Consider the following 19,689-nt stretch of genomic DNA (forward strand, 5'->3'; position numbering starts at 1 on the left):
ATTTCTCTCTCCTCTTTTTTTAATCTTCCGGATAATTTTCTCTTGGCGTATAATGTGTATGCAACAACTCATGTGACCTATGACTACCAGGTTTTTCTAGATACTCATCATATATCTTTTGTACAACTTTGTTTTCATGTGATTTTCTTACATTTATTCGCTTGTCTTCTTGATAGAGCGCTTTAGCTCTTTCTATTCTTAAATCTGTCCAACTTCTTACTGATGAAGGCTGAATAGGTTGACCACCACCATTTACACATCCACCAGGACAAGCCATAATCTCTATAAAGTGATAATCAGCTTCACCTCTTTTTACCTTCTCTAGTATCTTTCTTGCATTAGCCAAACCGTGTGCTACAGCTGCCTTTACTACCATATCTCCTATTTTTATATTAGCTTCTTTTATTCCTTCTACTCCTCTTACTTCTGTATAATCTACCTTATCTTGGCTTTTATTCGTTAATATATCAGCAACTGTCCTAAGAGCAGCTTCCATTACTCCTCCTGTTGCTCCAAATATAACGGCAGCTCCAGTTGCTTCTCCCATTGGATCATCAAACTGTTCTTCTTCTATATTTCTAAAATCTATCCTAGCTTCTTTTATCATTTGTGCCAGCTCTCTAGTAGTTAACACAACATCCACATCTGGATGACCATTTACACCCATCTCCGGTCTCTTAGCCTCATACTTCTTTGCTGTACATGGCATTATAGACACAACAAATATCTTCGATGCATCAACACCAATTTTCTCCGCATAATATGTCTTAAGTAGCGCTCCAAACATAGTATGTGGCGATTTACATGTAGATAAATTATCTAATAATTCAGGATAATTGTGTTCACAGAATTTTATCCATCCAGGACTACATGATGTTATCATTGGTAACTTACCATTATTTTTTATCCTCTCAATTAACTCTGTGCCCTCTTCCAGTATAGTAAAGTCCGCACCTGTATCTGTATCAAATACTTTATTAAATCCCAATCTTTTTAATGCAGCTGCCATTTTCCCTGTAACCGGGGTTCCTATTGGATAGTCAAATGCTTCTCCTAATCCCGCTCTTACTGCTGGAGCTGTTTGTGCAATAACATAAAGTTCATCATTTGCCAACGCATCCCAAACTTTTTCTACGTCATTTTTCTCTCTTAATGCTCCAACTGGACATACCACTATACACTGGCCACACATTGTACACGGAACCTCATTTAGTGATTTGTTGTACGCTGACGAAACTATAGCTCTTATTCCTCTTTCATTTGTATCTATAACTCCCACTGTTTGAATATTCTTACACATACTAACACATCTCTTACATAAAATACATTTATTAGGATCTCTTACTATAGACGGCGACAAATCATCTATAGGTTTTCTTTCATGTTTACCTTCAAATCTTATATCTGTTATATTTAAGTCCTTTGCTAACTTTTGAAGTTCGCAATTCTCGCTTCTAACACAGGTCAAACACTTTCTATCATGATCTGACAATATAAGTTCTAATGTCACCTTCCTAGCCTCTCTTACCTTTGGTGAGTTGGTTTTTATTTTCATACCTTCTCCTACTGGTGACACACAAGCAGCTTGCAAACTCCTTGCGCCCTCTATCTCAACTAGGCACATCCTACATGCACCTATCTCGTTTACATCTTTTAAAAAACACAATGTCGGTATCTCTATATTCGCTTGTCTTGCAGCTTCTAATATTGTAAAGTTCTTTGGCACTTGCAATTCCTTGGAATCTATCGTAATATTAATCATTTCCATTTCTTCACGCATCTCCTTTCATTAAGCCTTTATTATTGCCTTAAATGGACATTTATCTACACACGTACTGCACTTGATACACTTTTCTTTATCTATCCTATATCCTTCTTCTCTACTTCCTTCTATCGCCTCAACTGGACAATTTCTAGCACATAGCCCACACTTCTTACATATTTCTTCTTTTATAATAAAACTCAACATAGCCTTACATACATGAGCTGCGCACTTTTTATCTCTAACATGTTCTTCATACTCATTTCTAAAATATCTTAATGTACTCAAAACTGGGTTAGGTGCAGTCTGTCCAAGTCCACAAAGTGCAGCCGATTTTATTCCTTTAGCTAATGTTTCAAGTTTTGCAATATCTTCTTCTTCCCCTTTTCCACTTGTAATTTTCTCTAACAACTCAAGCATTCTCTTAGTACCTATTCTACAAGGAGGACATTTACCACAAGACTCGTCCACTGTAAATTCTAAGAAGAATTTAGCTATATCCACCATACATGTATCCTCATCCATTACTATAAGTCCACCTGATCCCATCATTGAGCCTATCTTTATCAAATTATCATAATCTATTTCCGTATCTATTAAATCTGCAGGTATACAACCCCCTGATGGTCCACCTGTTTGAGCTGCTTTAAACTTTTTGCCATTTGGTATACCACCACCAATATCATATATAACATCTCTTAATTTGGTTCCCATAGGCACTTCTACTAATCCTGTATGATTTATCTTTCCTCCAATAGCAAAAACCTTTGTACCATTACTCTTTTCTGTTCCCATATTAGAAAACCAATCTGCACCTTTTAATATTATAACAGGTATATTCGCATAAGTTTCAACGTTATTCAAAATAGTTGGTTTTTGCCATAATCCTTTTACTGCAGGGAACGGCGGTCTTGGCCTTGGTTCTCCTCTATGGCCCTCAATAGATGTCATAAGTGCTGTCTCTTCTCCACAAACAAACGCTCCCGCACCAAGCCTTATATCTATATCAAAATTAAAGTCTGTTCCAAATATATTTTCTCCCAATAGTCCGTATTCACGAGCTTGATTTATTGCTATTGTAAGCCTTTGTACAGCTATAGGATATTCTGCTCTTACGTACACATACCCCTGATTAGATCCAATAGCATAACCCGCTATTGCCATAGCCTCAATAACTGAATGTGGATCTCCCTCTAATATACTTCTATCCATGAATGCACCAGGATCTCCTTCATCGGCATTACAGCATACATATTTTATGCCCTTTGGTTGTTTAGCAGCAAAATCCCACTTCATTCCTGTAGGGAACCCTCCGCCCCCTCTTCCTCTTAATCCAGATTTTTTCATGATATCTATTACGTCTTGAGGTTGCATCTTAGTTAACACTTCACCTAATGCCTTGTATCCGTCTAATGCGATATATTCTCTTATATTCTCTGGATTGATCACACCACAATTTCTTAATGCAACTCGTATTTGTCTATTAAAAAACCCTTCTTTATCTAGCACTTTAGTAATATCTACTGCCTCTTTGTCTCCAGCTAACAATCTCTTTACCAATTTACCCTTAACTAAATGCTCCGATACTATCTCATTTACATCATCAATACTAACTCTTGTATACATAGCACCTTCAGGATATACAACAACTATTGGTCCTTGCGCACACAAGCCAAAACATCCTGTCCTTACTACATTAACTTCTTTATCTATATTATTCTCTTTCAAATACTCCTTAAATTTCTCTATAATCTTCCCCGAATTAGAAGATGTACATCCTGTACCACCACAAACTAAAACATGACTCCTCACTATATCCATAATGTCCTCCTTTAAATAAGTCCTTATTTTATGCCAACAAATCTTTACAAACATTGCCTTTTAATATGTGATCTTCTATTATTCTAACAACTTTGTCTTGTGTAACATTTGCATATACTGTAACACTCTCATCTTTGTCTATAATCTTAACCATAGGTTCCCTATCGCACATTCCTTGGCAACTTGTCATCATAACAACTGCATCCATAATATTTCTCTCTCTTAACTCCTTAACAAACAAGTTCATTACTTCTTTTGCTCCGGCTTTTATTCCACAGTCGTCCATGGCAACCATTATCTTGGTTAAATACTTACCTTTTCTTAAAATCATGTCTTTTAAAGCTTCTTTTTTTATTTGCCCTAGTTCTTCTAATGATTTCATTTTTAGTCCACTCCCTTAACCACTTAAAGTATTTTATTCTTTGAATTTATCTAATATTTTTTTCCCATCACCTTTTGTTAAACGTCCAAACACTTCATCATTAACTGTAACGACTGGCGCTAATCCACATGCACCTATACACCTACATGCATCCAATGAAAACTTACCATCTTCTGTACATTCTCCTACATCTATACCTAACTCTTTCTTCAACTCTTCCAAAATTAAACCAGAACCCTTTACATAACAAGCAGTTCCTATACAAACCTGAATCTTATACTTACCTTTTGGATTCAATGAAAACTGAGTATAAAATGTTATAACTCCATAAATTTCTGCTAATGGAATATTAAGCCCCTCTGATATCACCTTTTGCACTGATAATGGAAGATATCCATAAACTTCTTGAGCCTCATGCAACACTGGTATTAAAGCTCCTTTGGTATCCTTGTACTTCTCAATTATACTATCTAGTTTGAGTCGTTTCTCATCTTTCGCGCCATTTGCGCCACACTTACAATTTGAACACATAAATTAACCCCCTATTTGTCTATTTCCCTCTGTTTGTGTCACAAAAAAGTAGAAGATACTCATGATAAAAGAGCACCTTCATCTATCTCATCTTCTGTTATGCCAATATTAACTGTACAAAAGATTTATTCAAACTCTCTATACCAAATTCATTTGTAATTCTATGAATTTTCAAACCCTCGAAGAGCATTTTACCACTCAATCGATCTTTATACAAGATATAAAATCGTTTACTTTTAATGTTTTTGTTTTTTCAATTTTCTAAATTTGCCACATATAGTATGTTTTAATATTTTTTCTTGTTTAGCAATTCATTATATATATCTACATATCTATTATACCTTTCAGCGTTTATAAATCCATTCTCTAGTGCTTTTCTTACATTACACTCAACCTCTCTTATATGACTACATCCAGTAAATTTACAATCAGGGATATAATCAATAAATTCTGGATAATAGTACTGTAATTGACCGACATCAATTTCATCCATTTTTATAGAACTAAAACCCGGTGAGTCTAATATATAGCCGCCTCTATCAATTTCCACTAATTCAACATGTCTAGTCGTATTCTTGCCTCGAGATATCTTTTTACTTAAAGACCCAGTATCAAACATATCCTGTTTTATTATTTTATTTATTATACTAGACTTCCCAACACCAGACTGTCCTGTAAAAATCGTTGTTGCATCTTTTATAGTACACTCTAACTCATCAACACCTATATTTTCTTTTGCGCTAACCATAATAACTTTAAACTTTGACGTATCATAAATTTTATGTATACTTGTGCCATTTTTCTTTCCCTCATCAATCTTGTTTATACAAATAATAGGTTTTATACCCTCCATCTGATATATCACTAATAATTTATCTAGAAGCATAAAATCTACTTTGGGTATAGTCGCAGATATCACTATAACAATATTATCTATATTGGCCACAGGTGGGCGGATAAACGCATTTTTCCTAGGCAATATATCCTCTATACTGCCTTTTTTGTTCTTATTATCTAAAATTAGAATACGAACCTTATCCCCCACAACCGGTTTTATATTATCATTTCTAAAAACACCTCTAGCTCTGCACTCATATACAACTTTATTTACATCAACATAATAGTATCCACCTATTCCCTTTATTATGGTTCCCTTCAACTAATTTACCCTCCTAAGCTTTTATGGTATATCTTCTTCCTCCCGTAGATCATATTGAGGATTCTTCATAAAATACATATCCACCATTGAATTCTCCTCGATTTCTTCCCCTGCTTGTGGATCCTGTCTTTGTACAATGTCCGTCTCTTCTTCTTCATCCGTTAAGTATAAATCTCCTACATCCAAACTAGATGCTCTTATTATTTTTTCCGCCTGTTCTTTTGTACATCCTATTATATTTGGTACTAATACATATCTTACTTCTCTTCCTTGGCTTACGTATATAGTTATTGTACTTCCAACTTCCACGTCATTTCCATATGCAGGCACTGTCTTTATAACTCTTCCCTTTACTACATTTTTATCATGCGTTTCTATGATATCATAATCTAATCCTAATTCCTCTAGTATGCTTATTGCCTCACTTTTCTGTTCTTTTCTTAAATCCGGTATTTTTATTTTTTTTGCTCCATTACTAACTACAAATTCTAATGTGCTATTAAAACCTCCAGGCTTTAATTTATCCCCTTTTGGCCTACTTTGTGATATTATCACATCACGAGGCACTAGATCATCATTTACTCTTTCCTTATCTATCGCTTCTATATTTCTGTTTAATAACTCTCCTTTTACTTCATAAAAATTTCTTCCAACATAATTGTCAACTATAAATTCTCTCGATGAGCTTCTGTTTAGCCCAAGTAGCGGCAACAATATCTTAATACATATTGCGATAGTTATCACCATTATAGTTATCGCTGTTACATTAGCAGATACTCGCACAATTTTATCTTTATTTTTTCTATCCTTAAGACCGTCCACTTTCTTTATTTCTTTATCCAAGCTATTCATGATAATAGTATTTTCCATACTACTTTTATCATAAATTATATCTATATCAGGTTCTATTAAAACTCTATCTATATCTATTAGAAGTTCTGTTGCAGACTGATATCTACAACTTTGCTTTTTACTAATTGCCTTCATGACTAAACAATTTACGCCCTTTGGTAAATCGGGATCTATACTAATAGGCTCATCTGGCATTTCCTGTATATGCTTTAACGCAACTGCAACTGGGCTTTGTGCATTAAACGGAACTCTTCCCAAAAGCATTTCATAAATCACTATACCTAGAGAATACAAATCCGACTTCTCATCTACAAATCCTCCTCTTGCTTGCTCTGGAGAAAAATAATGCACTGATCCTATTGTTTTCCCAGCCATAGTCATAGTCCCTGTGGATGTAGCTCTTGCTATACCAAAGTCAGTTACTTTAACTGTCCCATTTTTAGTTAATAATATATTATGAGGCTTTATATCTCTATGTATAATCTTGTTTTTATGCGCATGCTCTATAGCTGAACATATCTCTTTAGCTATACCTAATGCCTCTTTCCAATTGATTACTCCTTCTTTTTCTATTTTCTCCTTTAGTGTCTTTCCATCCACGTACTCCATAACAATGTAGTGCATGTCATCTTCACATCCCACATCATATATTGACACTATATTAGGATGTGATAAACTCGCTGCAGATTGAGCTTCTATTTGAAATCTATGTACTAATTCCTGATCATTTATAAACTCAGGTTTTAAAATTTTTATAGCCACATATCTATTAAGAAGCCTACATCTGGCTTTATAAACAAATGCCATTCCTCCTTCGCCAATCATTTCTATTAACTCATATCTGTTTCCAAGAATTTTACCTTCCATTATCGGCCACCTCATTTCCAAAAACAATAACTGTTGTATTATCTACACCACCGTTTTTATTAGATTCTTTCACCAAGCTATTTGCTATACTTTGCAACTTGTCCTCTTTTGATAGAATTTCTTTTATCCTAGATTCGCTAACCATGTTAGTTAACCCATCAGTACACATTAAAAATGTCTCTTTAGAGTCAGTTACACATTCATATGTATCTATTTCTACAACCTTAAAATATCCTATCACTCTTGTTAATATGTTTTTCTTAGGATGATCTAAAGCTTCCTCCGTAGTGATAGTTCCATTCTGTACCAGTTCTTCCACGTACGAATGATCAGTTGTTATTCTTTTTAACTTGTTATCCCTAAATGAATATAATCTACTATCTCCAACATGTGCTACAACTAAGCAACCATTCATCACTACCGCCGCAGTCAAGGTAGTTCCCATACCGTATTTATCTTCATCTTCTCGTGCTACATCATATACATCTTTATTAACTTTTTCTAAAATCTGCTTTAACTTTACCTCTACTTCTTCCTTACTCATGCTCTTATTTATCCCTTCACGTATTCCAGACATAGTCAATTCAACAGACAATTTGCTCGCTACTTCGCCAGCCTGATGACCTCCCATGCCATCTGCAATAATAAAAACACTAGGCATATCTTTTGTACTTTCTATTACTCCATAGTAATCTTCGTTTATATCCCTCTTTAACCCTACGTCTGTACATATACCGTATCGCACGTTATCATTCCTCCAGTATTTTCAAAGTTTACTCCTTCTTAGTTGACCACATGCTGCTTTTATATCACTGCCTAATTCCCTTCTCACTGTTGCATTAATACCTTTTTTTAATAATATATTTTTAAAATTTTCTATTCTATCATTATAGCTTTGTTTGTAATTACTACTATCAACTTCATTTATCGGTATCAAATTTACATGACACAATATCCCCTCTATTAATTTTACCAGATCTAATGCATCTTTGTCACTATCATTTACTCCTCTAACCAATGCATATTCAAATGTAATTCTCCTGTTTGTCCTCTCTGTATATATATTACAGGCACTTATCAATTCTTTAATTTTATATTTTTTATTTATTGGCATCATGCTCTCTCTTACTTCATCATTCGCCGAGTGTAATGAAATCGATAACGTAACTTGCGAATTTTCTTTTGCAAAATCTAAAATTCTAGGCACTAACCCACATGTAGATATCGATATATGCCTACTTCCTATGTTTAGCCCACACTTATCATTTACAAGATTTAAAAATTTAATCACATTGTCATAATTATCAAATGGTTCTCCTATTCCCATCATAACTATGTTGCTTATTCTTTCTCCTAAATCTTCTTGTATGGTTAACACTTCACATAATATTTCTCCCGCAGTTAGGCTCCTTACAAAACCTATCCCTGTTGATGCACAAAAACGGCATCCCATTCGGCATCCTATCTGCGATGATATACACACTGAATATCCATACTTATACTTCATAAGCACACTTTCAATAATATTCCCATCTGGCAACCTTAAAAGATATTTTGCGGTTTTATCTAACTTAGATTCAAGCTTCTCAACTATCTCTAAATTACAAATAGTAGCAACCTCTTTTAATTTATCTCTTAGCTCCAAAGATAAATTAGTCATATCATCAAAACTAAGCACCCCTTTGTGTATCCACTCAAACACTTGTCTGGCTCTAAATTTCTTCTCACCTATTGATTGCATAAATTCTTCTAATTCCACCAGGCTCAAATTAATTAAATCTACCTTTTCATCAATACTCATAAACAAACCCCTACTTTATCTTTTTCATTTTTGCCACAAAAAAACCATCTGTCCCTTGAATATTAGGGTAAAACTCCATATATCCATCTTTTGCTGTACTGCTATTTATAGAATCAGGTATAAAACCTGTTATATCCTCTATTTCAAAATCTCCATGCTCTTTTAAAAACTTATTTACCACTTCTATATTTTCCTCTCTCATTACTGTACATGTACTATAAACAATACTACCGCCAACCTTTACATATTTTGATGCACTACATAATATCTTATACTGCAAAGTACTTATGTTGTCAATATCACTAATCTCTTTCCTCCACTTTATATCCGGCTTTCTTCTTACTATTCCAAGCCCTGTACATGGAGCATCTACCAACACTTTATCTGCCTTGCCAATTAAATTCTCTCGAACATTAGTAGCATCATAGACATTTGTTTTAATATTGCTAAGGCCTAACCTTTTTGCAGCACTCTTTATAAGATTTACCTTATGTAAATACAAATCCTGCGAATAAAGTACTCCGCTATTATTCATTATTTCTGCTATATGAGTAGTTTTACCACCTGGTGCTGCGCACACATCAATTACAACATCTCCTACACGTGGATCAAGTATTTCTGCAACCTTCATTGAACTTTCATCCTGTATAGTAAAATATCCATTTTCATAAAGATCCATACCTGTTATATTATGTGAATTTTCTACTACTAACCCATACTTAGACATCCCACTTTCAAAAGCTTTTACTCCTCGCTCCTTAAACATATCTAAAAGCTCTTTAACTGTCACTTTTGTTGTATTAGCTCTTATACAAAATTTAGGTTTATCATTTAAACTTTTAAGAAGCTCTTTTGCAAAATCATGTCCAAACTCATCTACAAATTTTTCCACTAACCACATCGGGTACGAATAGCACACGCTAAGATATTCCGGAGTATCTTTTGCTGGATACTCTATTTTTTCTATATTCCTTGCAATATTCCTTAATACTCCATTAACAAATTTAGAAGAATAAGCATGTCCATACCTTTTAGCCAACTTAACGCACTCATTTACCGCTGCCGATTGAGGCACTCGATCCATAAACATAAGCTGATACACACCCATTCTTAGTGTATTTATTATCCACACCGATATCTTTTTTAATTTAATACTAGAAAATTGTGCTATTACATAGTCTAAACGTTCTTTATACTTCAACACACCCATTACCATTTCTGATATGAATGCAGTATCACGTTGATCTAATTTGTTAACCTTAAAGCACTTGTTTAGCTCAATATTGGAATATGCTCCTTCTTTTAATATATTTACCAAAATCTTTAGTATAAGTTCCCTTACCAAAACATTTCTCCCTTTTCTATGTTATTTCCTAATATATATTGAGATACTTTCATCCGTTTTTTAGATGGTGCCTGAATTTCTATTATTCTTATAATACCATTTCCTGTAGCAACATCTATTCCTTCCTTTGACACACTAATTATCTTGCCAGGCTCATCTTCTATCTTTTGATTAAGTAACTTAGTTTCCCAAATCTTTAATTTTGTGTCTTTGTAATATGTAAAAGCTACAGGCCACGGATTAGTCCCCCTAACCAAATTATGTATATCTTTACTACTCTTACTCCAATTTATTTTTCCTGTATCCTTGTTCATCATATTCGCATAACTACATCTCGACTCATCTTGAGGTATTCTTTCTATCCCGCCATTTTCTAATCTAACTAAAGTTTCTCTTAACACCCTTGCTCCAAGAAAAGATAACTCATCATGCAACTGTCCTGCTGTTACATCATCACCTATTTCCACTTTGGCACTGAGCAAAATATCTCCCGTATCCATACCCACATCAGTGTACATAGTCGTAATACCAGTTTCTTTTTCTCCTTCTATAATGACCTTATTTATTGGTGATGCACCTCTATACTTAGGAAGTAGCGACGCATGTACATTAATACATCCAAAAGATGGTATGTCCAGGATTTCTTTAGGCAATATCTTCCCATAAGCACAAGTAACTATAACATCTGGTGCAATACTTTTTATTTTATCTATAAAATTCTGATTATTCTTAACCTTTTCTGGTTGCAACACTTCTATATTATGTGACAGTGCACACTCCTTTACCTCGCAATAAGAAACTTTATTGCCTCTACCTCTTTGTTTGTCTGGCTGGGTCACAACTGCACTAATCTCATGCCCCTCCTTAACTAACATCTCAAAACACGGTACTGCAAATTGCGGTGTTCCCATAAATACAATTCTCAATGATTTCACACTCTTTCCGCTAATAATTTATATCTTTTCTAACTTACTCGCCTTATCCTTAAACAATATACCCTCTAAATGATCTATCTCATGGCAAAATATTCTGGCCAAAAATCCCTCCGCTACATATTCTACCTCTTCTCCATTTCTATCTAATGCTGTAACTACAACCTTTGACGGACGCACAACATTTCCCCTAAGATCTGGAACACTAAGGCACCCCTCTATTCCATCTTGTGACCCTTCCATAAACTTAATCTCAGGATTTATACACTCTATTAATCCATTTCCATCATCCAATACTATTATTCTCTTTAGTACTCCAATTTGAGGTGCTGCCAACCCTACTCCATCCTCTTTATACATAGTTTCACTCATATCATCTAAAAGTGTTAATATTCTATCATCAATTTGGGTCACTTCTCTAGACTTTTTTCTTAATATTTCGTCCCCACATATTCTTACTTCTCTAATTGCCATAAAAAAAATCACCTTCTTTTTATTTATATATATATTATAATAAATTCACCCAACTAATACAAGACCAAACTTTTGCCCTTCTACCCCATGAATTTTAACTCTTTTAAACCCGAATTTATTCTTTAGATATTGTATATTTTCTTTTTTCTGTCCTACAGCAGAAGATACATAGCAATTCCCTACATATATATCTACACTATCACTCAAATCTTTTTCCTTTATTTGTATCTCTATTATATCCCTAAGAATTCTAGCCTCAACGAGTTGTCTAAATGCTGGATGAAAAGGTCCTCCTCGGACATCTTCACCTTCTTCTATATTTTTAGTAGGCTGTAATCCCAACCTAATCACTTCTATATTATTATCCATATATATTCTATATAAACTAGCACTTATATCAACCGCATCTTCTAATGATAATGGCTTATATTTATGTTCTTCTAACATTTTGCAAAGATATGTATCTTTTATAACGAGTGTTGGATATATACGAACAAAATCCGGCTTTAGTAAAACTACTTTTCTTGCCGTATCAATAGCTTTCTTTTTTGTATCGTTAGGTAAACCTATCATAGTCTGAATTCCTAAATTAAATCCATACTCCTTGACTAACCTTACTGCACTCTCTACATCTTCTCTTGTATGTCCACGATGACTAATTCTTAATACTTCATCATCTAAACTTTGCACACCCAATTCTATTGTTTTAACACCATACTTCTTCAAATTTTTTAATATCTCATGACTTATATAATCAGGCCTAGTTGACAATCTAATAGACGATACTTCTCCTTTTTTTATATAATCATACACACACTCCAAAAACTTGGTTTGCTCTTCCATATCTATGCCCGTAAAACTTCCTCCATAGAACGCTACCTCTGGAATTTCATCAAAACTTATTGTATCCTTAAATGCTCTTATTGTAGATTTTACATCATCTATTGTAACATCTTTTATCTGGCCACTAATAGATTTTTGATTACAATAAATGCAATCAAATGGACAACCTTTGTGTGGTATGAATATGGGAATAATTATTTTCTTATGCATTATTTATCCGCTCCAATGCTTGCTTTGCGGCATTTTGCTCTGCCTCTTTTTTAGATCTACCTATTCCTTCTCCCATCACTTTACCATCTATTTCAACATTAACCTTAAACTTTTTATCATGATCTGGACCTTCTTCTTTTATTATGTTATAAGAAATACCCAACACACCATCATGTTGCACTCTTTCTTGTAACCTTGACTTGAAATCTAAAATTATCTTTCCATTAATTATCTTTTTTATAATGTCTTCCATGCTAGTTAAAATAAATTTTCTTATTGTTTCTAAATCACTGTCTAAATAGATTGCTCCTACCAAAGACTCAAATGAATCTTCCAAAATAGAATCTCTATGTCTTCCTCCTGTTACTTCTTCTCCCTTACCTAACAATATATACTCGTCCAACTTTATTTTCCTTGCAACATCTGCCAATGAAATTTCTCGAACTATACCAGATCTTACCTTAGACATCTTTCCTTCAGCCATATCTGGTCTATTCAAATACAAATACTCGCTTATTACTATACACAAAACAGAATCTCCCAAAAACTCTATTCTCTCGTTTGATGGGAACTTCCATTTTTTATTTTCATTTGTATATGAACTATGTGTTAAAGCTAGTAATAATAAATTTTTGTCTTTGAATGTATAATTTATGTTTTCTTCAAACGCTCTATTTGTTTCAATAATCTTCTCCACATTACACATACTACTTCACCTTTCCTGGGAAAAATAAAACTTCTTTATCATTATCAAAAAACCACCTTACTATATAAAGGAATGAGGCCTCCTTTATTAAGGTACAAAAGGTCTGCCTCACCTAAAGCACTTTACCGAAATCTAAGATTTTATATAATCCAATGCATCTCCTACTGTAAGTATTTTTTCTGCATCTTCATCTGGAATCTCTATATTGAATTCTTCCTCCAATGCCATTATTAATTCAACAACATCAAGAGAATCTGCACCTAAATCATCAATGAAAGAAGACTCCAATGTAATCTCACTTTCCTCAACTCCCAACTGATCAACTATTACTTGTTTCAATCTGTCCAACATATTAAAAAGCACCTCCTTTCAAGTAATTTTACTCTATTCTATAAATTAAACTCTTATCTTCTCCTGTAGCTTATTTTCTATACCATCAATAACCTTTTCACTTGCGAGCCTATAGGCTGTTTTTATTGCACTCTTTATCGCTTTTGCATCAGATCTTCCATGGCACTTTATAATGTTTCCATTAATACCAAGCAACGGCACACCGCCAACTTCCGAAGGATCCAATCCCCTAAAGAAGGATTTTATTTTTTTCTCCACTGCCAAGTATGATACTTTTGTTAATAAGCTGCTAGTAAACACTTCCTTTAATCCTTCTTTGAAAAATTCTCCCAATCCTTCTGCAAACTTTAACAATATATTCCCACTAAAGCCATCACACACTACGATATTCGCCTTATTTTTCATAATTTCATTGCCTTCTACATTTCCAACAAAATTTATATCAGCCTCTTTTAACGCCTCATATGCTTGTTTTGTAATTTCGTTGCCTTTTTTCTCTTCTACTCCTATATTTAACAATCCTATACGAGGATTATTCACCTTATACACATCTTGCATATACAAAGACCCCATTATGCCAAACTGAACGTAGTTTAATGGCTTACATGACGTATTCGCTCCCGAATCTATAATCATCAATTTGGTATCGTTAACATCTAAAACAGTCGGCAGCGCAGGTCTATCTACTCCACTTATTCTACCCAATACTAATAATCCACCTGTCATAACAGCTCCTGTACTTCCTGCTGAAACCAACGCATCTCCTCTATGCTCTTTTAACATATTCAACGCAACAACCAAAGATGAATCTTTTTTTTGCTTTATCGCTTTAGTTGGAACATCATCATTTGTTATAACCTCTGTTGTACTAACTATAGTTAATCTATTCTTATCGTACTGCAATCCTCTAAGGTTCTCTTTTATAATGTCTTTATCTCCAACCAACACTAAACGACAATCCTCCATCTCCTGTAACGCCAGTACAGCTCCCTCTACAGTTGATTTCGGCGCAAGATCTCCTCCCATTGCATCTAATATTATCTTCAAATTTACACCCTTCCTTCAATATCTTTTGTATACCAACAAATAAAGCGCTCTATAACACCACTAACGTCAATTATATTAATGCTTATTACTCTTGTCAATACACATTTTGTTTCATATTTGCCTGTTTTCAGAAATTATGCTATCCCTATAGCTTCTTTCGCTAATTTATCTGCCAAATCGTTATATTTGTTATTAGAATGAGCTTTCACCTTTATAAAATTAACTTTAACCTTGTCTTTTATACTATCATAATACTTTTTATACATCATAGTACCAACTTTGTTAGTCTTCCACAAACCTCGTGCCCATTTTTCAATTCCCATATAATCATAATATATATCTAATTTACGTATATTATTCTCAACACAGTACTGCATAATAAATTTAGCTCCTTCTATCTCTCCTGCAACATTTCTCATACTAGACAATTCTACATCATTAAATTTTTTACTAAAGCAAATTTTTTCTCCTTTATAAAAAGCAACTGCTCCATATGAGAACTCACCTGTTGTTATATTATAACTTCCATCCACAAAAGCTATCACCTTATCATCACTATTAAAAGATTTTTCGTAACCATGCTCATCTGAAAAAAAATCTTTCGCATCTTGATAACCAGAAAAGCTTTTGTAAATCGCTCCCTTATAACCTGCAACCTCATTCTTACACTCATCCCAAGTAGTATATATGCCAGGGGTCCTTCCTTTTTTGACCACATAAAATTTATTTTTAGCCATAACCAATTCCTCTCTCTTTACCTAGATTATACTCTAGTACAACTTATTTAAGTAAAAACACTATAATATTTTTTAAAAAAACTAGCGAAAAACAAATCTACCACTTAAACCTTTTAAACTACTCTAAATATCTTAGTCTTTCTCTTCGTTATCACTTTTCACTACTTCAGTTATACCTTTTGCTAACCCTGCAATACCTTGTATTTCAGATGGTATTATAATCTTTGTTGCTTTACCATCTGCTACGCTCTTAAATGCTTCCAAACTTTTTAGTGTCAAAACTTCCTTACTAGGAACTGACTTATTTAAAAACTCAATACCTTCTGCATTAGCTTTTTGAACTTTTCTTATTGCCTCTGCCTCTCCTTCTGCTTTTATTATTGCAGCTTCCTTCTCAGCCTCTGCCTCTAATATTTGTGCTTCTTTTTTAGCCTGAGCTTCTAGTATTGTAGACTCTTTTTTACCTTCAGCGACTAATATAGCAGACTTCTTCTCACCCTCTGCCTTAAGTATTGCTTCACGCCTATCGCGCTCAGCTTTCATCTGAGTCTCCATGGACCTTCTTATATCATCTGGCGGCATTATATTTTTTAGTTCCACTCTATTTATTTTTATCCCCCACGCATCTGTTGCATCATCCAAGATAGCTCTCATTTTTGTATTTACTATCTCTCTTGATGTTAACGTTTCATCTAACTCTAAATCTCCAACAATATTTCTTAAATTTGTCGCAGTTAGATTTTCAATAGCAGATATTGGTGATGCCACACCATATGAAAATAACTTTGGATCTACTATCTGAAAAAATACTACTGTATCTATTTGCATTGTAACATTATCCTTTGTTATAACTGGTTGTGGTGGAAAATCTATAACTTGTTCTTTAAGCGATATTCTTTTCCCAACTTTATCTATAAATGGAACTAAAAAATGTAACCCTACACCCCATGTCTCTTTATATGCACCTAATCTCTCTACTACATAAGTCGATGCCTGCGGAACTATCTTTACACTTCCTATTATAATAAACATAACCACAAATATAATTACTAATATTCCCATATCACTAATCCTCCTTTTCCTTTAATATTTTCACTCCTAATGTTAAACCATCTATCTTTTTTACCACTACCATCGAGTCTTTAGGAATTTTTTCCCCTGTTAATGAGACTGCTTTCCATGTTACCCCATTAATCAAAATTTTACCAGGTTCATAATTACTTTGTATGTCTTCACATACTTTGGCTCTTTTATTTAAAAATTTTTCCAAAACTTCATCTTTATTGTCTTGATCTATTTTACTACCAAAAAAATATTTTGATACTATAAGTAAAATCGCAGATACCACTACAAACGCAATAAACTGCTCACGAAGCCCGTGTATAAATACCGCCAAAAAGCTAGTACATAATGCTCCAATCGAAAACCAAATTGAAACTAACACAGGTGTATTTAATTCTATAACAAAAAATATCAATGCACAAATAAGCCATACATGCCAGTTTACAGTAATCATCAAGCCTCCCCTCCTTTCATTACATAAAAAATTTTACCCCTAGCACCACTTGCTAGTATACATTTGAATCTTTTCTCTGTCAACTATCTTGTTTTTTTAGTATTAACTTTACTATCTTTTAAAACATAAAAGATAGCTCCTCTTATAGCTTAAGGAGCTATCTTCTACCCTGTTGTCAAAAACTCTTATAATCAATTCACTTTAATATTTTATCTTGTGTTCATAACATATCTTTTTGGCATTTTCTTCTTTTTATGCCCTTATTAGTCATATCCACTTCATTTAATACAGTTTCTCTTTTAGACCTTTTCTCTTCTATATTCTTCTTTTCTATTATTATATATTCCAAAATCTCTTTATTTCTTTCACTATCAATATAATCTTTTGACTTAGCTAGTAATTTTAATATAGTTTTTTTCCTATCTATACTCTTATCTATTCTGTTTTTAAAGTCTACCTGTTTATCCTTTAATTGTTCATTTACTAACTTTTCTATTTCTTTCTTTTTATATTTATTAAATAACCTTAGTAATTCCACTTTTTGAGACGCTCTTTCAATCGCATTTACACGTTCTCTTTTATCCTTATATAAACTTCTCTTATATAAATTATCAAGAAAATTCTGCAATCTCTCTACATCATCTTTTTTTACATATTCAATAGACTTACTAACATTTGACAAACTAAAAACTCGCCTAATTAGTTTGTTTTTTAATTCCCTACTACCTTCCCCTATTAAGCTTTTATTCTCCAAAATTGCAATCATTATATTACATCTATCTTCCGGTTTTATATGCGTTTCCACAAACAAATATTCAATTGGTTCCTTACTTATTTTTATTCCATATCTCAATAGTTCTACTATCTCTTTAACATGGTTTGATTTTATTAAATCCTTTATTACTTTATCTCTCGTTTCCAAACTTACCTCTACTCCTCGTTCAAGCAAACTTATTGCATCGCGTCTATACCAATGGTCGACTAATACCCCTATCACTTTATCCGATACTTGAGGACCCACTTTTGCCCCTTTCCTTACTAACGTACTTATAGAGACCGTATGACTGGCATCTGCTAATACTCCCATTACTTTATCTAACACTTGAGGCCCTATTTCAAAATCATTCCTTATTAAGTCACTTATCTTTTCTGCATCATTAGCCTTTATTAATGCTTCTATAACCTTATTTAGTGTTTGAGAACTCAATTTTTTCAAATCTATCGACCATTTATATATATCATGCACATATCCTCTATCCGCTGCTGTCCATACCAACTTATCTACCGTTTTAGGACCCAATGTTATACTTTCTATTGATACCCCTCTCATAACCACATAATTTTCTTCTATCATAGAACAATTTGTCAGATTAGTTTTTGTTAATATTATTCTTCTTTCTTCCTCTATATCTCTCCTATTACAACACACTATACCTTGTTTTATTAAATTTCTTACATCCTCTATATCTCCTCTATCTATCAATGCATCTACCATTTTATTTGCTAATGTTGGTGTAACTCCTAAATAATATAATTTTTTTCTTCTTTTTTTGTTTCTATCTAACATAACACTTCCTCCTCTCTAATACTACTTTCAGTATTAGAACAAAACACAAATACTATAAAAATCCCTCTAACATATAACACTACTCCCTACTCATTAGTATACTAATAGTTTATTAAATTGTCAACAATGTTATGTTTTTGTTCTCTATACATTGATATTAACTGTCTCTATTCTTCAATACTTATATTACCACCATTTATTTGTATACAAATCTATTTCCGCCATATCAACCATTTCTCCAATCCTAGGTGTAATAACTTTCACTCCATACTCATCCTGATTAGCTGTTGCAATTTCCGCTGGATCAAACCAATTATGATTAGACAACGCAAAACTTCCCCAATGTACAGGAATATAATATTTTGCATTAACATCTACTGCCGCCTGCAACGCATCATACGGGCCCATATGCACCTCACGCCATGCACTATTGTATTGTCCTGAATCTGCCATAAGAACATCTATATGGCCAAATCTCTTTCCCACTTCTCTAAATGTAGTAGTGTAACCTGTATCACCCGTAAAATATATAGACACATCATCACTTCTCAACAAAAATCCACTCCACAAAGTGACTCTGTCCTTAAAAGGATTTCTCATAGAATAGTGTCTAGCTGGAACTGAAGTAACCAAAAGATTATCAATCTTTTCATCTTCCCACCAATTCAATATGGTTATCTTTTCGCCATCGACTCCCCACCCTTCTAGATAACTCTCTATTCCCAATGGTACCACGTACTTTTTAACTTTGTTATCTATTTTCTTTATTGTTTTATAGTCTAAATG

The 19,689-nt window shown here is 33.5% G+C and carries 20 protein-coding genes; all 20 read right to left on the reverse strand.

Annotated elements, in window-relative coordinates; translation table 11 throughout:
- Positions 1–19: 19 nt before the first annotated feature.
- Complete coding sequence (locus J6Y29_04435) at positions 20–1,768, reverse strand: iron hydrogenase small subunit (protein MBP5427120.1); 1,749 nt, start codon at positions 1,766–1,768, stop codon at positions 20–22.
- A gap of 21 nt (positions 1,769–1,789) precedes the next feature.
- Positions 1,790–3,583: an NADH-quinone oxidoreductase subunit NuoF gene (gene nuoF / locus J6Y29_04440; GenBank protein MBP5427121.1), complete on the reverse strand. Its 1,794-nt coding sequence runs from the start codon at positions 3,581–3,583 to the stop codon at positions 1,790–1,792.
- Positions 3,584–3,611: 28 nt separating this feature from the next.
- Positions 3,612–3,965: a (2Fe-2S) ferredoxin domain-containing protein gene (locus J6Y29_04445; protein MBP5427122.1), complete on the reverse strand. Its 354-nt coding sequence runs from the start codon at positions 3,963–3,965 to the stop codon at positions 3,612–3,614.
- A 33-nt stretch (positions 3,966–3,998) separates the two neighbouring features.
- Entirely contained in the window at positions 3,999–4,496 is a 498-nt protein-coding gene (locus J6Y29_04450) for an NAD(P)H-dependent oxidoreductase subunit E (protein MBP5427123.1), read from the reverse strand.
- A 286-nt stretch (positions 4,497–4,782) separates the two neighbouring features.
- Positions 4,783–5,655, reverse strand: coding sequence for a ribosome small subunit-dependent GTPase A (rsgA, locus tag J6Y29_04455; GenBank protein ID MBP5427124.1), 873 nt, complete (start codon positions 5,653–5,655; stop codon positions 4,783–4,785).
- A gap of 21 nt (positions 5,656–5,676) precedes the next feature.
- Positions 5,677–7,374 (reverse strand): Stk1 family PASTA domain-containing Ser/Thr kinase, encoded by a 1,698-nt coding sequence (gene pknB, locus J6Y29_04460; protein ID MBP5427125.1) that lies wholly within the window; start codon positions 7,372–7,374, stop codon positions 5,677–5,679.
- Positions 7,364–8,119, reverse strand: coding sequence for a Stp1/IreP family PP2C-type Ser/Thr phosphatase (locus J6Y29_04465; protein MBP5427126.1), 756 nt, complete (start codon positions 8,117–8,119; stop codon positions 7,364–7,366). The genes pknB and J6Y29_04465 overlap by 11 nt, the downstream gene beginning before the upstream one ends.
- A gap of 21 nt (positions 8,120–8,140) precedes the next feature.
- Positions 8,141–9,169 (reverse strand): 23S rRNA (adenine(2503)-C(2))-methyltransferase RlmN, encoded by a 1,029-nt coding sequence (gene rlmN, locus J6Y29_04470; GenBank protein MBP5427127.1) that lies wholly within the window; start codon positions 9,167–9,169, stop codon positions 8,141–8,143.
- Positions 9,170–9,185: 16 nt separating this feature from the next.
- Entirely contained in the window at positions 9,186–10,520 is a 1,335-nt protein-coding gene (gene rsmB / locus J6Y29_04475) for a 16S rRNA (cytosine(967)-C(5))-methyltransferase RsmB (GenBank protein ID MBP5427128.1), read from the reverse strand.
- Positions 10,514–11,446, reverse strand: a complete 933-nt coding sequence (locus J6Y29_04480) for a methionyl-tRNA formyltransferase (protein MBP5427129.1) — start codon at positions 11,444–11,446, stop codon at positions 10,514–10,516. The genes rsmB and J6Y29_04480 overlap by 7 nt, the downstream gene beginning before the upstream one ends.
- Before the next feature lie 27 nt (positions 11,447–11,473).
- Positions 11,474–11,926, reverse strand: a complete 453-nt coding sequence (gene def / locus J6Y29_04485) for a peptide deformylase (protein ID MBP5427130.1) — start codon at positions 11,924–11,926, stop codon at positions 11,474–11,476.
- 45 nt (positions 11,927–11,971) lie between these two features.
- Entirely contained in the window at positions 11,972–12,979 is a 1,008-nt protein-coding gene (locus J6Y29_04490) for a radical SAM protein (GenBank protein MBP5427131.1), read from the reverse strand.
- The gene (locus J6Y29_04495) at positions 12,972–13,685 is read right to left on the reverse strand and encodes a ribonuclease III (protein ID MBP5427132.1); all 714 of its coding nucleotides are present in this window, start codon (positions 13,683–13,685) and stop codon (positions 12,972–12,974) included. The genes J6Y29_04490 and J6Y29_04495 overlap by 8 nt, the downstream gene beginning before the upstream one ends.
- Positions 13,686–13,817: 132 nt before the next feature.
- On the reverse strand, positions 13,818–14,036 hold the full coding sequence (gene acpP, locus J6Y29_04500) for an acyl carrier protein (protein ID MBP5427133.1): 219 nt from the start codon (positions 14,034–14,036) through the stop codon (positions 13,818–13,820).
- Between the two features lie 45 nt (positions 14,037–14,081).
- Positions 14,082–15,083 carry a phosphate acyltransferase PlsX gene (gene plsX / locus J6Y29_04505; protein ID MBP5427134.1) on the reverse strand — a complete coding sequence of 334 codons (1,002 nt, stop codon included), beginning with the start codon at positions 15,081–15,083 and terminating at the stop codon, positions 14,082–14,084.
- A 134-nt stretch (positions 15,084–15,217) separates the two neighbouring features.
- Positions 15,218–15,820: a ribonuclease H family protein gene (locus tag J6Y29_04510; protein MBP5427135.1), complete on the reverse strand. Its 603-nt coding sequence runs from the start codon at positions 15,818–15,820 to the stop codon at positions 15,218–15,220.
- A gap of 132 nt (positions 15,821–15,952) precedes the next feature.
- Positions 15,953–16,882, reverse strand: coding sequence for an SPFH/Band 7/PHB domain protein (locus J6Y29_04515; GenBank protein MBP5427136.1), 930 nt, complete (start codon positions 16,880–16,882; stop codon positions 15,953–15,955).
- Positions 16,883–16,886: 4 nt separating this feature from the next.
- Complete coding sequence (locus J6Y29_04520) at positions 16,887–17,336, reverse strand: NfeD family protein (protein ID MBP5427137.1); 450 nt, start codon at positions 17,334–17,336, stop codon at positions 16,887–16,889.
- A gap of 220 nt (positions 17,337–17,556) precedes the next feature.
- Entirely contained in the window at positions 17,557–18,903 is a 1,347-nt protein-coding gene (locus tag J6Y29_04525) for a hypothetical protein (protein MBP5427138.1), read from the reverse strand.
- Positions 18,904–19,089: 186 nt separating this feature from the next.
- Positions 19,090–19,689, reverse strand: a 600-nt coding sequence (locus tag J6Y29_04530) for an MBL fold metallo-hydrolase (GenBank protein MBP5427139.1), incomplete at its 5' end; no start/stop codon positions are given.

The organism is Clostridiales bacterium, from assembly GCA_017961515.1.
GTDB lineage: Bacteria > Bacillota > Clostridia > Acetivibrionales > RGIG10202 > RGIG10202.